This is a genomic window from Pantoea anthophila, from assembly GCF_006494375.1.
In the GTDB taxonomy this organism is placed as follows: domain Bacteria; phylum Pseudomonadota; class Gammaproteobacteria; order Enterobacterales; family Enterobacteriaceae; genus Pantoea; species Pantoea anthophila.
The window spans coordinates 15,542-31,689 of the sequence record NZ_VHIZ01000051.1 but is presented as its reverse complement, the minus strand read 5'-3'; the positions used below and the strand labels follow the sequence as shown (position 1 = coordinate 31,689).

Sequence of the window (16,148 nt, the reverse complement as noted above, 5' to 3'; positions counted from 1 at the left end):
TGAAACACGCAACCAGAGGTGAAAAAATCACCTGACCTGATGACATGCGCGATGCGAAAAAAATGTATAACAACCTTCCTGCTCTGACCGATACGCTGTTCTGGGTGGACAGCCTGCTTAACGACGCTTACGCCACCGTTAATGAGGATGAATTTTTCGGTGAACTGACGCGGTATCAGCAGAAAATTGATGCGCTGTGTGCCTGCGCGCACGAGGCGGTTTTTCCTTCAAGGCTCAACGTTTATATGGCCGGTAATAACAACATGGAAAACTATAAAAGCGGACTTTTTTCCATGGACCGGGTTATTCTCGACGACAGAATTTATTCTTTCTATCAGGAGCTGAGTCAGAGTCCCCTTAATGATAGCAGGACAAAATTAACCATTGTGAAAAAAGACAGGCTGGCTGAAATAAAACAACAACTGGCCATATTCGTCAGGTTTATCAAGAAAAACTTCGAGCTTATTCGCGGCGAGTTCATTTGTTTTATCAGAAAAAGTGCGGAATATAAAAACGCAGAGAGTCGAAAATTTCTGTCCCAGGATAATAGCGCTGAAAAATATACAGATCAGTTTCTGCCTGAAGGCGTCGCCGCGCTTTATCGCTCCGGACTTACCGTCAGAAATATATCAGGAATGGCTGCGGGAAATAAAATAAGGGTACTTGACGACGGTGAACTGGCCACTGAGATCATGATGGAAATCCGCAACTGTACCAGCAGCTACGTCAACGGCTATCGTTATCTGGACATCATAAAAACTATCGTCCGCGAAGATGGACTGGTCAGATTACGCCTGACCTCTGTCCCCCACCAGAACCGCCAGAGTTATCTGAGCTGGGTGCAGGGGGCCAGAAACAGCACCATCATGAAACACTATCTTGATCTGTTAACCACGCTGGATCAGGCCACGGAGATGCGCGCTTCGCTGGGGGCAGATTGTCCTTTTCAGGGGGAGGTCCTGCGGCATATCGATCTTCAGAACGAGGTTCAGCGTACCGCTCTCAGCATAGATGTTCCCTTTCTTGAAGGGCTGTCTCCGGCAGAGCTGTTCCGCATCCGGACCGAATATGCCGACAGCTTTGGTTCCTTCAGAACGGTTCTTCGCGACGCCGCCTATGCAATGGAGGCGGAGGATAATGACTATGCAAGACAGCTCATCAACCGGCGTTTTATTGAGCGTATACGTGATGAAGGACTTACTGATATCGAAGGTAAAATACATGAATATAAGCGAAAAAGTAAAAAAGAGGTGTTTATAAATATAGCGCCGTCTCTGATAGGTTTTCTGGCCGCACCCAGTGCGGCCTCACTGTCCACTGGCGCCTTTGAGCTGCTGAAGGCGCTGTTTAACCAGAAAGGCGAGTCTTCCGAAATTAAAAAACACCCCTCCTATTTTTTACTCAAAACGGAGATGCAACGCTGTGTGAAATAGAGGGTGCTGGAAAATTTCCGCATTTCTCAGTTAGTGGATAAAAGCATTAAATATCTGGTCACGCTTACGCCTGTCAAAGCCGGTTTCAGATGGAGGACGGGATCTTTCGCTGCACTGATGACGGTGTGCGCCCAGTGTCCCCGGAACGCCCGGAGGCAGCTGAAATCGGGTGAGCGCATCTACCGCGCGACATAAACGGCGGAGCTGTAGTCAGACCTGCCATTTTATCATACACCTTTCAGACTTCTAAACTTTCGCCGTCATCCGGAATGAGAAGTCGTTCTGAAAAACCAATGATGTCCGCATACTGCCGGAGTTCTTTACGCGTAACGGTAGCATGATTGACCGCTTCCAGATGGCTGGCGATAAGTGTGGCGCCGGGAGCGGCATGAGCAACTTCGCTTACGTCCTCGCAGCCCATGATGATCCCGCCGATCCCCGGGACAATTGCAAAGCCTGCATTCATCACGATAACGTCAGGCCTGTAAGTTTTTAGCGAGTGAATAACATAGCTGTTCCAGCGTGTATCCCCGGTAAGATAAAGCGTTTTTTCTCCCTGCTTTCTGAAGACAATGCCGCAGACGTCTCCGAGCGCGTGGGCGCCCAGTTTTTCTGCTTCCTCAGTGCCATGCCGGCCCGGCGTCCAGCTGAGAGCGACTCCCCTGAACTGAGTGTCACGCGTAAGCACCTGAACGTTTCTGAATCCCTGTTCGCGAATGCGTGCTGCATCGGCCTCATTCTGGGCATAAAGCGGCAGATTTTTCGGCACCAGTTTTGCGGCCGCGGTATCCCAGTGATCGCCGTGGGGATTGCCGTTATGCGTGTGGGTGACGATAACGGCATCCACATCTAGAATGGTTTTAAGCGGTGTGTTAAGGGAAACCCTCGGGTTACGCAGCTGACTGTTGAACGTTCCTTCAAAACCCGGATAGGCTTCTTTTTCTGCCAGGTAAGGGTCAATCAGAAATCTGACACCGGCGTATTCAACAATCAGGGTGGCATTGCGGACCTGGGTGATTTTTATTTTACCAGCACTGCCGGCATTGCGCCCGGATCCTTCTGTCGGTCGAGCAGAAACTGGCTTTGCCTGGGCATAGGGAAGATTGAGCGAAGCCGCGGCGGCTCCCAGAGTGGCGCCGAGCATTAAAAACTGTCTTCTGCTTGTCATGTTCTTTACCTCTGGTCTGGATAATCAGGAATCCTGAACTGAATAAACATAGCCGGAATATACGTTGAGGCTTTTCAGAATATAGATGATCTTTACGTCTTTTATTCTTTCACCATGGGCGTCCTCCAGGCAGAGCGTCTGGGGAGGAGGACAGGCGGATCACCTTTTGAGGACTATCTTTAAGTGATGCTCAGCGGTTACGTTTTCCGGCCTATATACTGAACTATGCCAGCCTCTTCCGTATGTGCAGCACCTGCAATAACACCTGCTTCATGTTCACAGGACAGGATGGTTTCACAGCCGGAAAACTCTTCCTCAATATCAGTACGATCATAGAGCATGTCTTCAGCATCCGGCCCGCATGTACCGTGTCCCGCCTCATTTTTCCCGTACCCGACCAGCATAACAATGGCTCCTGGCTCCAGAGCTCGCATGACTCTCCCGTGTAGATTTTTTCGTATCCGCTTCGGAAGGTGAGCAAACGCAGACAGCACCGTACGAAATTTTCCGGGTTCCGGCACGAAAAATTCAGGATCAATCTGCCGCGTTTCAATGCTGACGTTTCTTTCTCTGGCAAGCCTGTGTGCCTTGTGCAGGCCAGCTGAATGCGCATTAACGGCCAGCACCTCAAACCCACGGGTGGCAAGATAAACAGTATTCCGGCCATCACTTTCAGCCAGAATCAATACTGGCCCTTTTATATAGTTGAGGTACTGCTTGATAAAGTCATCAGGCTGTACACCATAAAAATAATCATTCCGTCGGTATAAATCATTCCACATAGTCTTTTCCGTAGATGACAGTGAATCAACCTGCTGAATCAAGCATGCGTGAGATGGCGCTGTAACGAAGCTCTTTATATTTAACTGCCTGATGCGAATTGGGATTTATATATTCAAATGCATGAAAAAGGCCGGGGAGCACATGAAGTTCAGTATTTACCCCGGCGTGAATCAACCGTTGTGCATACGTGATATCTTCATCTGCGAACAGATCGAGAGCGCCTGTGACAATAAAGGCAGGCGGAAGCCCTTTCAAATCCTGCGCCAGTGCGGGAGAAAAATAACCACGCTGGCTTTCAGGAATATTTTGCGAGCCGAGCAGCATCCTCCAGCCGAACTGGTTTGACTTAGCAGTCCAGACAAACTCACCAGCAAAAGGATTATTATAAGGAGATGCAGGCGTGCCGGTTCGGCTGTCCAGCATAGGATAAATGAGGATCTGCCCTGAAACGGGGACCTCTTTTGTGTCTCTCAGCATCAAGAGCATGCGTGCAGCAAGGCCTCCCCCGGCACTTTCCCCCATTACAATAATTTTCTCAGAGTTAATATGAAGGTCTTTTGCGTGATGATAAAGGTAGACCAGTCCGTCATACGCATCATTCACATCAGCGGGAAAGGGGGCCTCAGTAGCAAGGCGATAATCAACGCCGACGACTTTTGCTCTGTGTTTATCAGCAAGTTCTGTTAGCGTTTCGGCAAAGTCCTGTGTGCTTCCGGTAATATAACCGCCACCGTGAATGAAATAAATCAGAGGCAGGCTTTCAGTTTTTATATTGATATTTTCAGAGGCGAACTCAAAAAGATTTATCGCATTCCCTGCTCTTCCGCTAATGGTAATCTGTATGCCTTTATTCTGGGTGACTGGTTTATTTCCCGCGCTGAGCTTTTTGATGTCTTCAGTAGAGTTAATATCTATTTTCAGCGAGGGCGCGGCAGAGCGATACTCGGGATCCACAAGGTGAAGTGAGTCTGCCGCAACCGGAAGGGACATCATGAGGGTACACATTACGATAGATTTCCTGTTCATATTCAGTCCTTAGTGAGTACAGCTTTCATGACCCCAACAGATACAAACATGCAGTTTATGCTCCTGCCCGCCGCGTAAGGCCGGGTGTGTTACAATTTCTTAATGAAGGTGAGGCTGTTTCTTTTTCACATTCAGTATACAGATTTCTTATGCATTCGCGCTGAAAATGGTGTAAATCAGAGTATTTATTACAGTTGATATAAATAAAAGATTGCGCGTTCTTAATATTGAATTGAAATTAATATTTATTTAACACAGTAATGACAGCATGATTTCAAACACTGGCAGATCTCTAAATGCATAATGATAAATATTCAGTAAGCCTGAAGGCCGCCTCGCTGGGGGTTAAAGACATTGTCTTTTTTGTAGTGGCTGCAGCTGCTCCGCTGGGAGCGACCGTGGGCGCAACACCGGTTGTCTTCGCTACAGGCGGTAATGGCGCGCCGGCCCTGTACCTCGCGGCTGCCCTCGTGCTGCTGCTGTTTGCTGTCGGGCTGGCGACGATGAACCGGTTTGTTGTGACGGCCGGTGGGTTTACTGACATTGTGAGCACTGGCCTGGGTAAAACCGCGGGATTTGCGGCTGCGGGGATCGCTTTACTTGCTTATATCAGTATGCTGACCGGGCTGTACGGGCAGTTTGCAGTATTATTCTCTGACATGCTTCGCGAATTTTCGATTTCTGCGGTTTCATGGCAAATATGTCTTTTCGGTGCGCTGATTTTTATCGGCGTTCTGGGATACCGGGATATTGAGTTTTCAGCAAAAGTGCTGGGCGTTCTGATGATCCTGGAGGTTGTGATCCTGCTCATTTTTGATGGGGCCGTAATGATGAGGCATGGTCTCGGCATCTTCTTCCCGGGAGAATTCATCAGTCCCGGTCTGCTCACCCCGGGATCGGGTGTGGCACTAATGTTTGCTCTGGCCTGTTTTGTAGGGTTTGAATCCACCACTATATACGGGGAAGAGGCAAAAGACCCTCATAACACGATCCCCAAAGCAACCTATGTCGCCGTGTTCATGATTGGCCTCTTCTTCGTCCTTACGTCACTCTGCCTCAGGGCCGCCTATGCGGGGACGGATGTTCGTCATATCGCTGAAATTAATCTGGTAACCTTCGTCTTTGACGCAAATACTCAATATGTTGGTGAATTTTCAACACGCGTGATGAAAGTGCTCGTCGTGACAAGCGTGTTCGCGGTATTGCTTTCGTTTCACAATGCACTGTGCCGGTATATTATGTCTCTGGCAAGAAATGGCTTTCTCCCGCCGGCCCTTTCATCCATCCATCGCACATACAGAAGTCCCCACATGGCGAGCCTTGCTCTCTCACTGCTACTGGTAATTCTGATTACAATGTTCATTATTATGAATGCTGATCCCATTAATCAGCTTTATATGTGGATGGTCGGAACGGGCACGCTTGCCATCATAATATTGCAGGCATTAGGTGCGTTTGCCATTGCTCTGTACTTTACTAAGAACAGACATAACGTGTTTGTTAAAGGCGTGGTATGTCCTGCGGCGGGCGGTTTTGCATTACTTGTAATAGGCGTTTATGCGTTTATTAATTTCAGCCTTCTCAGCGGAACGGATAAGGGACTTGCCACGCACCTCCCCTGGCTGGTCATCATCGCGGGTGTAGTCGGTGCAGTAGCAGGCAACGTTAATGCCCGGCGTAATGGCCTGCCAGCTTTTAGCAAGTGAGCCATCCGGTATAAATGAAAGGGCTCTGATTTGCCTCTTCCCGCTGTAAAAAGCCGACAGGAAAGAGGCAAATGTTTTACTGCCTTACCGAAAACTTCTGACAGGACTGAACGGTATGTCTCATGGCCATCACTTCCGGTGAGACATTCCCCTGGACGGAAGCCAGAGCCAGAATACTGCCGGGCGCATCAGTAAGGGGGATAAACCGGACCCCCGGCTGATTATAAAGGCGTGAAGCGGAAAGCGGATAAGTATCAAACGCTCCGCTGTAGGCCACGGCAGCAAGACTTTCATTGATAGAGTATACTTCTGCGCCTATTTTGGGCATTGATGAGGTGTCTGCGCGCAGGCTCCAGTAGGGCATCCATTCCTGAGGGGCACCGCTTCCGGCGATCGCAAATGGCTGCTCATACAAATCCCCGCAGCTCAGCCGCGATGCATCAGCCAGATCATGAAATGCAGGAACGGCAGCCACCCGGGGTTCCTCACAGACATAATCGAAAGCCAGACGTTCATCACTCACCGGAAGGCGGATCAGCGCCACGTCTACTTTATCTGTAAGCAACGACTGAACCTGATTCGTCATCGTCAGCTCTGTAAAGGTCAGGCGAATATCCGGATTTGCCTGCTGAAACAATGAGATAATGGGGTATACCTTTTCGTGCGCCCCGTCGTTAAAGAATCCCACGCGAAGCGTCCTGACAGCCTTTTTCGAAAGGGCGCGGCACTCCTCTGTGATTTCTCCTATCGATTCAAGCCAGGCGCTCGCATGGGCAATAAATTTCTCGCCAGCGTTAGTGAGACAGACCCGGTTGCTGCCGCGATGGAAGATTTTAAATCCCAGCTCATTCTCAAGTTTGGCTATCTGCACGCTCAGGCCGGACTGGGCAATATTTTCCAGTTCAGCCGTTTTTCCGAAGTGAAGAATTTCAGACAGCGTAACTGCCATACGCAGTTGTCTCGTATCCATTTTGTTGCTCCCGGTAAAATGCTGTTCCAGACATGCAATAGATATACCAGAGCATTCACAGGACTTGTGCCTGTACAATTGAGATAATCCTCACACTTAAGAGAGAATTCTGGCAGGCTGCGGTGCGGTAATTTGCCCTGAAAGGATGCAGCGCACCATAGCAGGGCGTCTGGCTGGATTAGTCTATTCTCCATCCGTCAGCTTTAACCGGCTAAGTGCGGGGGGCTTTAAGAGCAGCCCCGCTGGCACGGGGCTTATGGATTATCTGTAACGACTGACGGTGACCGGACCGATCAGGCCTGAAGGACGCAACTCAGCGTCAGCCCGGTATGTTGGTACAGTTGTATAAGTGATTTTTTCTTTGACATCTGGCTGAGCATCGCCAATCAGGCGGTTGACCCACAGGTTTGCCACGCGGATTTCCAGCTGATTCTTGCCCTCCTTCAGTGCGGCAGACACATCTGCTTTGAAAGGTGCGTGCCAGAGCGTACCGACATCCTTACCGTTGAGAGTGACCTGAGCCAGGTCACCTACCTGACCCAAATCCAGCACGTATTTCCCCCCCTTACGGACAGGAGACTTCACGTCAAAGGTCTTGGTATACGTAGCCACACCCGAAAAATACTTCACTCCTGCTTCGCTGAAGCTGTCAAGCGGCTTCAGTTCCTGCATGGTCAGCTTGTCGGGTGCCCCTCTGTGCTGCTGGAATGACACATCCCATGCCCCCTCCACATCGATCAGTTTACTAACCGTTACCGGGTCAATCTTTTCCGCTGTGCGATCGGTATTTTTACGGAACATTACGAAGTAGCTTTCGCCTGGGTCAAGATGCAGCGGGATCACCGTTTGATCACCCTCATGGCGATAAGATACCGGAGTGGCACTGGCTGTTTTCGGATGCCAGATTTCAGGTTTTTTACCCTGACTGCGGAAGCGCGCTTCAACCTCGGTCGCCTCGGGTTTCTGGTTTACCACATAGTAAATATCTCCATCGCTCAGCCGACGATGAACGAAGCCAATTTCGCTTGGTTTACCGGCTGAGTAGATAAAGGCCGGGGTGATGTTGAGTAACCGCATTGACTCTTCAATATTACCGGAGTTCACGACCTTACCGTCGCCGTATGCGGTTTCGGTTTTGTTTTTCCATAACAGCCCCGTTAAACGGGAAAATTCATCAGGATCGTCGGCCAGGGATGGCGAACGCACAGGCTTCAGTCCAACAACGGTTGCCCCTTCCTTAACGAGCCCGGCGATGCGCTTAAGCACACCCAGAGTCATATACCGGGTGTAGCTGTTCAAATACAAAACGCGATAGCTGGCGCCAGCCGGAGAGATCAGCTGCCCATCCTTCACGCTGAGTTTACTGCGCACCGAGTCTGCGCTGACAAAATCATAAGCATAATGCTCGGGCACATCTTTCATATACCCGTTCAGGGCCTGGGTTACAGCACCAGATTCTTCTCCGTAGAAGTAAGCAACGTCTGCGCTGAACTGCCCTTTTTGCAACAGCATGGCGGTTCGTGCCAGATAGTCGATCCAGGGACGAGCCATTTCTGCCCATGTTTCATTGCGGTTGAAATACTGTCCAAATACCGACAGTGATACCCCCGGCACTTTATCATCGACAGGAACGTGCGGTGAGGTATGAATAACAGGCCGGTTCATCCCCTGCAGGAAAGCATCATCAGCGGTGTGCTTAAGGTCGGACGGCGAATACGCCCAAGGCTCAAGCAGAGAAGTAAAGGTCTCTGACGCCGCATATTTTTTTCCGTAAAAGTGGGCGACAGATGCTGCTCCGCGTATATCAGCCTGCGCACTCGGTGTAGGTTCTTTACCCGCAGGAACTGACCAGATAGCGGCCATAGGAATACTGGCATAGCGACGCATATCCAGGTCGTCACCCAGCACCGGACGTCCGAACTCAAGTGACTCTCCATAGGTCGTCAGGCCTGCAGCCTGGGCGATTTGCGCAATCGTTTCGTAATGCTGAGTCTCAATTAAGTCAGACAGCGTCTTGCGGAAGTCGTATAAAAAGGCATCCGTTTTTTCACGACTGATAATGATGACCCCCGTCAGGGCGGGCAACCATGGAGTCGGATCGTATCCCCGTAACTTTTTAAACTGCTCAATGAGACGCGGAGTCCAGTTAGAGGTTCCAACCTCAATGCTGTCATTGACAAAGGCACTCAGGCCTGCTTTTTTGAGATCCTCAGAACCCACGGTTTTTTTGTACATTTGCAGATAGTGGGTCAGGTATCGGCTTACCGCCTGTCCGTCATATTTGTCTACCTCAAAGCCGGTGGCCTCTGAAGGCGCAGGGTGATTGGTTGTCCCTGTCAGGGCATACCCCATTCGCAAAATACGCCAGTGACCTTCAGAAGGTGGAGTCCATTTCAGAGTACCATCCGCCTGTAGCCTGGAGGTCAGGTTGATAATCTCGTCTTTACCCAGTCCGGATTCGGAAGCATCGGTATAGCGGTCCAGAGCGTAATAATCGCCTGCAATGGCAAAGCCTGCTTTTTCCTGAAAACGGTTAACCCTGGATTCAGCGCTGAACTCAAGCTGTGCAATATGGGGGATATTTTCCTCTTGCCCCATCATACTGGAAAGACCGGTGACAGCCACGTCTCTGGGTTCGCTGACGAATGTTCGTGGGGCGGGTTTTGCGTGAACAGTCAGGCGAAAGTAGCGTGCTGTTACCGGCGAAAAACTGACGGTAGCGGGAATATTGGCGAGTCTGGTTTCGGCAATACTTTTCCAGGCTGTGCCATCACTGCTGGCTTCTACAGTGGCGTTATAATCGGCACCGTCCTCTTCCAGCAGATTTTCAATAAAGACGGTCAGACTGCTGAACGTTGCAGGCGCGTGATAATCCACCGTAACTGCATTCGTACTTTTATCACTGTGGACATCTTTGAAAGGATAACCCGATGCGTCGGGCTGCACCGCTGTACCATTGATCTGTACGTCGGGCCTGGCTGGTTTTTCAGCGGGTTTTATTTTATAAGCATAGACGGCGATATCTTTATACAGCGAGGGCAGTACCGGCGGAGCTTCCCCGGTTAATGCGCTCAGGCCGGGTTCCACACCAAGGTTCTGATACACGCCATTGCCGCCGGGGGGGGCCGGAAGTTTACCATCAATGCCGCGGCCGGGCTGAAGTTCCGTTTCGCTCCAAACCACTTTTTTCATGGCATCTTCAGGCGTCACCCAGGGGCCACCTGTTTCACTCCACCCGGGAGACGAAGCCATTGCCAGTTCCAGATCAAGATCCCGGGCCTTATGCGCCGCAAAGCGAAATGCATCCTGCCATTCTGGAGTCATATAGACCAGACGCTTACTGACCACCTGGGGCGTGCTGATATTAATATCAAATGAATGCGCCCCGCCGATCCCGACACGTTTCATCCATTCCAGATCCTTTCCGATCCCGTCTTTACTGATATTGCCATTCATCCAGTGCCACCACACCCGCGGACGAGATTCCTGAGGTGGAGACTGGAACGATTGCCAGAGAGGATCTTCTTCTGCCGCCTGACTCATGCCTGTCAGGGAAAGAGCAGCCAGAACTGCCAACGTTACAGGTTTAATGGGGTGCATCAACAAACTCCTGAATTAAAAGTTAATGTTTCCTGGATGTCCGGATTCAGTGTGACAGACAGGACGCGATTACAGGCGCTCCCTAACTGCCAGAGCAGGCCGAGGAGCACGTCATGCCTTTTTCAGAGAAGATCCTTACGGACGTTAAATGTTTTACGCCAGTCACTGGGGCTGACACCGAAGCGTGCCTTAAAACTCTGGCGAAGCGTCACAGTGGAACCGAAGCCAGCAAGCTGGGCAATCTGTTCAATGGAATGACTGGTGTTTTCGAGAAGCTCCTGACAGCGGTGAAGCCGTTCGTTATCCAGCCACTCACTGACTGGGATCCCCGTAGCCTTATGAAAATGACGGGTGAACGTTCGCCTGCTCATATTGGTGAAGCTGGCCAGCGAGTCCAGGCTGTGAGGCTTACTAATATTTCTGCGCAGATAGTTAATCAGCTCATTAATTTTGCCGTCCTGCGTACTCTGAGGAAGAGGACGGTCTATGAACTGAGCCTGTCCCCCTTCACGGTGCGGAGGAACAACCAGCCTGCGGGCAAGCTTGTTAGCGACGGTACTGCCATAATGCTGCCGGACAAGGTAAAGGCAGCAGTCCAGGGCAGCAGCTGTACCTGCCGAAGTAATGAGCCTGTCATCGTCCACGTAAAGCGCATTTGTATCGAGACGAACATCCGGAAAGCGTTCGGAAAAGTCTTTTTCAAATTCCCAGTGAGTCGATGCTCTTCTGCTGTTCAGGAGCCCGGCATAAGCCAGGACATAGGTGCCCAGGCACAGGCCAACAATTTCTGCACCGCCTGAATGGGCTTTTCTCAGGCTATCAAGAAGAACCTGCGGCGGACGCGTCTCGGGGTGATTCCAGAAAGGAACTATCACGATATCAGCCGCTTCCAGAACTTCAAGCCCATTTGCAACCTGAATTGACAACCCCAAATCGGACTGCACGGCTCCGGTATGCGCGGCACAGATAGTCAGCTCAAACAGCGAAGGATCCGGATAAACCTTACCAAATACAGTACAGGGGATAGAAAAATGGAAAGGACTGAATCCTTCAGTTGCAATAACGGCGACAGACAGTGCTGGCATCAGTTCTCCTGAGTTACGCACGTAAAGTAAGAGAAGTCAGGTGATTCAGAAATGCACAGACTCGCCATCGTCGGGGACGATCACAAAATCACCGATCCTCTGCTCTGAAACATAATCTTTTAGCTCCTCGCGGCTGAGAATGCAGTGATTCACGGCTTCCATATGAGAGGCCACCAGAGTCGCTTCCGGCAGCAGCGCATGAGCTCGCACAAAATCTTCTTTACCCATAATGATGGCGCCCAGACCGTTAATATGCGCATAACCTGCATTCAGCACTACGACATCAGGGCGATAGTGTTCCAGGCTGTCGATCACAGGCTGAACCCAGATGGTGTCACCGGCGAGGTAGAGTGTTTTTTCATCTGGATGCGTAAAAACAAGCCCACACGCATCGCCTAAAAATTCAGCCACTTGGGGTATGGAGTACGCCTCATCGCTGCCATGTTGGCCGTCCGTTTTGTATATCGTGACCCCGGACAATTCGGTTTTGTCATCCAGCACTGAAACATTTGAAAATGCCTGTGAGCGCAGCAGCTCCGCATCTTTCTGGTCTTGGGTGTAAATGAGCTGATGCTTGCTGATGTGCTTAACTGCGGCTTCATCCCAGTGGTCAATATGGGTATGAGTGACGATCACTATATCTGTATCAACAATATCAGCTATGGCAAAAGGTAAAGAAACCAGCGGATTCCGTAGTTCTGAACGAGGGGTATCCGGAAAACCGTCCCATACACCTTCATCCGACAGCATTGGGTCAATCAGAAAACGTGAACCGCCGTATTCAAGTTTGATGGTGGCGTTTCGAATCTGCGTCAGTTTCATCATTGTCTCCGTAACATTATGCTTACTAAAATTTAACATTGCTCTTGCGCTTACTGATGACTAAAAGAGCCAGTGCATTTTGTAGTAATTATAGAGTTTTCATAAACAGTGACGAGATGGCATATGGTCAACTATCGATGTTATTGGGCCAATATTTTGGGGCAAACGTTAACGGCTACGTCGCTAACCGATAATCAAAGCGTGCATGTACTGTAAGCAGGAACGGCAACCTGACAGAATTATTTGTAAAAAAATTGATACATGAAATTGAGTGCGTAAAGCAACTCAAAATATCAAAAACTGGCTTTAGATCGGTTTTTTTGATGGGGGGTAATTTTTATTATCAGATACAATGAAGCTTCTTCAAATAAAAATCCCTATAACTCAAAGGATTCTTCATGCCTACATAGAAAATCAGCTGAAAAAAGGTTATGTGTATATCAGATTGCTTAATACTTTATCTGTATTGATTATCTTACGGCAAGGCATTAAAAAGGACTAAGGTAAATTTTCACGTTTGATAATCATATCTGTAATGCTTCCTGCTTTCACGATGTAAATATGATAGCTAACGAAATTATCTTCCGTTAAGGACAGCCAGTATTTTAACATCCCGATGGATAGCGACTAAATCTGATTTATTTTTTGGAAAATTATGAGACTAACTTACGAACAATCACTTCAAAACTTTTCAGAAACCTTTCACCTTTCAAAGGATGAAACAAGCAGGGGTAATGATTATATCCCGGGTGGGTTTAGCAGAAGAACTTTTGGATATGGACCCCATGCTGTTTTCGTCAAGAGCGGCGAAGGACAGTACATTCATACCATTGAAGGGAAAAAGTTACTGGATCTGAACAATAATTTTTCCACTAACGTAATAGGTCATAATCACCCTCTCATTTTAAAAAAAATTAATGAAGTGATCCCGGATGGTTTCTCTTTCGGTAATCCTACTTATCACGAGCTGGACCTGGCTAAAGAACTTTGCCATCGAATCGATTCGGTTGAAAAAATCAAATTTTTCTGCTCAGCGAGTGAAGCCTGTCTGGCAGCGGTAAGAATAGCGCGGGGTTACACCGGAAGGAAAAAAATTGCTAAATTTGAAGGCGGCTATCATGGATTTTCAGACGACCTGGCTATTTCTGCTCATCCTAATCCGGACAGTTTTCCTGGCCCGGCCAGTAATCCGAAATCTTTACCTGATTCAGATGGTATCCCCGCGTTCAAGACCGACCATGTGGTGACATTAGTACAAAATAATTTCGTCGCTTGCGAGAAAATCATTCGCGCGCATGCATCTGACCTGGCTTGCATCATTATGGAATTACAGTCTTGTGCCGGTGGGATCGTTGAACTGGAAAAAAGCTTCGTTCATAAACTCGGCACCCTGGCGCGTGAACTCGACATTGTGCTGATTTTTGATGAAACCGTTACCTTACGGGCAGCTTACGGCGGTCTTCAGAGCCTGTATGACACTAAACCTGACCTGACAGTTCTGGGAAAAATGATCGGGGGCGGATTGCCAATTGGCGCGGTGGGCGGCTCCGGTAAAATTTTTGATGTGCTGGAAACGAATCAGGTAATGGTATCCGGGACGCATCATGGTCATCCGCTGGCGGCTGCCGCAGGCAGTGCCTGTCTGGAAGCGATGGATCATGGCGCTTATGACCGGCTGAATTCAATGGCCAGACGCATTAAAAGCGAGCTCAACAGCTGGGCCCTGAAAGAGGGTTATCCCTTTACTGTCTTTGGTTCATTCTCTGTACTTGGTTATGCCTTTACAAAGGAAACAAACCAGCAAATTACAACGCATCGTGATTACTGGCATAAAATTGATGATAAAAGCATGAAAATTTATGCCCTTGAAATGGCGACGCGTGGATACTTTCCGGTCCATCGTGGACAGATTGGCCTGACACTTCCTATGACCGATGACGATATTTCCGGTTATATTGACGCCACAAAAGATATTATTCGCTGTATCTACAGTGCTTAATAAAAAACAGTTTTCTGAAAAGCCGCAACAGCGGCTTTTTTTGTTAAAAAACTTACAGAGAAAGGTGATTTATGGGTAGCAACGAATTTTTCCAGCGTCAGTTTATAGCAGGAAAATGGTGTAATGGCTCTAAAAACGCAGTCCTTAAAAACAGAAACCCATGGAACCTTGAGCTTTTATCTGAGATAACTCTTGCAGACCATTCCGACCTGGATATTGCCTATGCTGCAGCTGAAAATGCTCAGAAATCATGGGCGCAGTGCCCGGCCCGAACGCGTGCTAAAATCTTACTTAAAGCCGTAGAGATTATGGATAACCGCCATGACGAAATCGTTGAGTGGCTTATAGCGGAGAGCGGGAGCACTCGAACCAAAGCTGAGCTTGAATTCAGTGCTGTAAGAGAAGGTACGTTTACCGCTGCATTTTTACCCTCACGTGTGCATGGGCTTATCAAACCTGTCAGCATCCCCGGTAAGGAAAGCCGCGTTTATCGTTCTCCGGTTGGGGTGATAGGTGTTATAAGCCCGTGGAACTGGCCGATGCATCTGACAAACAGATCGGTTGCACCCGCTCTCGCTCTGGGCAACGCTGTCGTGGTTAAACCTGCTGATGACACGCCTGTAACTGGCGGACTTCTGCTCGCAAGCATTTATGAAGAGGCGGGATTGCCGCCTGGGCTACTGAATATCGTGGTAGGTAAAGTGGCTGATATTGGCGATCCTTTTATTCTCCATCCGGTACCATCGTTTATTTCCTTTACCGGCTCTACGCGTGTGGGGCGACATATAGGCAGCCTGGCTGTCAGCGGCAAACATATAAAACGTGTCGGACTTGAACTGGGTGGAAATGCGCCTTGCGTGGTACTGGATGATGCGGATATAGGGCTGGCCGTGACGGGTGCCACGGTCGGAAGATTTTTGCACCAGGGGCAAATCTGCATGAGTACAAATCGCATCATTGTAGACAAAACAATATATGATGAATTTACCGGCGCATTTGTTGAGCGTGTCAGCAAGCTGAAATGTGGCAATCCCGCTGATCCGGACACGGTTATTGGTCCGCTTATTAACCAGCGCCAGGCTGACGCAGCGCTGTCCCGTATTCAGGCGGCTCGCCAGCATGGCCACCGTGTCCTGCTTGAAGGAGAAGCCAGTGGGCGTCTGATCCCCCCTCACATTTTCGCAGATGTGCCGAATGACTCGTGCCTGGCCCAGACAGAACAGTTCGCGCCTGTCGCCTCAATCATCAGGGCTGAAGATGAAGACCATGCGCTCAGGCTGGCTAATGAGACTGAATTTGGGCTTTCAAGCGCCGTATTTACGCGTGATGAAGCCCGCGGGCTGAAATTTGCAAGCGGTATACATGCCGGGATGACCCATATCAACGACATTACGCCGAATGATGATCCTGACAACATGTTTGGCGGTGAAAAAAACAGTGGTATTGGCCGTTTCAACAGCGACTGGATCATTCATGAGTTTACCCGGGAACAATGGATTACGGTACAGCGTGAAGCGCGACACTATCCTTTCTGATTTGTTTCGAAGTGCGCTAAA

11 protein-coding genes are annotated in these 16,148 nt (G+C 49.3%); 4 read left to right on the top strand and 7 right to left on the bottom strand.

Translation table 11 applies throughout. From position 1 onward, the window contains the following. Nucleotides 1–44: 44 nt before the first annotated feature. Nucleotides 45–1,433 carry a hypothetical protein gene (locus FJW00_RS14915; RefSeq protein WP_258317044.1) on the top strand — a complete coding sequence of 463 codons (1,389 nt, stop codon included), beginning with the start codon at nucleotides 45–47 and terminating at the stop codon, nucleotides 1,431–1,433. A gap of 238 nt (nucleotides 1,434–1,671) precedes the next feature. Here the strand turns inward: FJW00_RS14915 and FJW00_RS14910 are convergent, their stop codons facing one another. From FJW00_RS14910 to FJW00_RS14900, 3 genes are all read right to left on the bottom strand, one after another. Further along, a complete protein-coding gene (locus tag FJW00_RS14910) occupies nucleotides 1,672–2,457 on the bottom strand; it encodes an MBL fold metallo-hydrolase (RefSeq protein ID WP_140924827.1) in 786 nt (261 codons plus the stop codon). 341 nt (nucleotides 2,458–2,798) lie between these two features. After that, nucleotides 2,799–3,383 (bottom strand): methyltransferase domain-containing protein, encoded by a 585-nt coding sequence (locus FJW00_RS14905; RefSeq protein WP_140924686.1) that lies wholly within the window; start codon nucleotides 3,381–3,383, stop codon nucleotides 2,799–2,801. Between the two features lie 25 nt (nucleotides 3,384–3,408). Then, entirely contained in the window at nucleotides 3,409–4,410 is a 1,002-nt protein-coding gene (locus FJW00_RS14900) for an alpha/beta hydrolase (protein WP_140924684.1), read from the bottom strand. A 296-nt stretch (nucleotides 4,411–4,706) separates the two neighbouring features. On the opposite strand from FJW00_RS14900, the gene FJW00_RS14895 reads away from it, so the two are divergent. After that, nucleotides 4,707–6,116, top strand: a complete 1,410-nt coding sequence (locus tag FJW00_RS14895; protein ID WP_140924682.1) for an APC family permease — start codon at nucleotides 4,707–4,709, stop codon at nucleotides 6,114–6,116. A 76-nt stretch (nucleotides 6,117–6,192) separates the two neighbouring features. On the opposite strand, the gene FJW00_RS14890 is transcribed toward FJW00_RS14895, so the two are convergent. The 4 genes from FJW00_RS14890 to FJW00_RS14875 form a co-directional block, all read right to left on the bottom strand. Then, nucleotides 6,193–7,086, bottom strand: a complete 894-nt coding sequence (locus FJW00_RS14890) for a LysR family transcriptional regulator (RefSeq protein ID WP_140924679.1) — start codon at nucleotides 7,084–7,086, stop codon at nucleotides 6,193–6,195. Between the two features lie 261 nt (nucleotides 7,087–7,347). After that, nucleotides 7,348–10,686: a glycosyl hydrolase gene (locus FJW00_RS14885; RefSeq protein ID WP_140924677.1), complete on the bottom strand. Its 3,339-nt coding sequence runs from the start codon at nucleotides 10,684–10,686 to the stop codon at nucleotides 7,348–7,350. 122 nt (nucleotides 10,687–10,808) lie between these two features. After that, entirely contained in the window at nucleotides 10,809–11,771 is a 963-nt protein-coding gene (locus FJW00_RS14880) for a GlxA family transcriptional regulator (protein ID WP_140924675.1), read from the bottom strand. Between the two features lie 45 nt (nucleotides 11,772–11,816). Beyond that, nucleotides 11,817–12,593 carry an MBL fold metallo-hydrolase gene (locus FJW00_RS14875; protein ID WP_140924673.1) on the bottom strand — a complete coding sequence of 259 codons (777 nt, stop codon included), beginning with the start codon at nucleotides 12,591–12,593 and terminating at the stop codon, nucleotides 11,817–11,819. Between the two features lie 655 nt (nucleotides 12,594–13,248). Between FJW00_RS14875 and FJW00_RS14870 the strand changes: the two genes are divergently transcribed. Together FJW00_RS14870 and FJW00_RS14865 are read left to right on the top strand one after the other, a co-directional pair. Next, nucleotides 13,249–14,592: an aspartate aminotransferase family protein gene (locus FJW00_RS14870; RefSeq protein WP_140924671.1), complete on the top strand. Its 1,344-nt coding sequence runs from the start codon at nucleotides 13,249–13,251 to the stop codon at nucleotides 14,590–14,592. Between the two features lie 71 nt (nucleotides 14,593–14,663). Then, a complete protein-coding gene (locus FJW00_RS14865; protein WP_140924669.1) occupies nucleotides 14,664–16,127 on the top strand; it encodes an aldehyde dehydrogenase family protein in 1,464 nt (487 codons plus the stop codon). Nucleotides 16,128–16,148 lie beyond the last annotated feature (21 nt).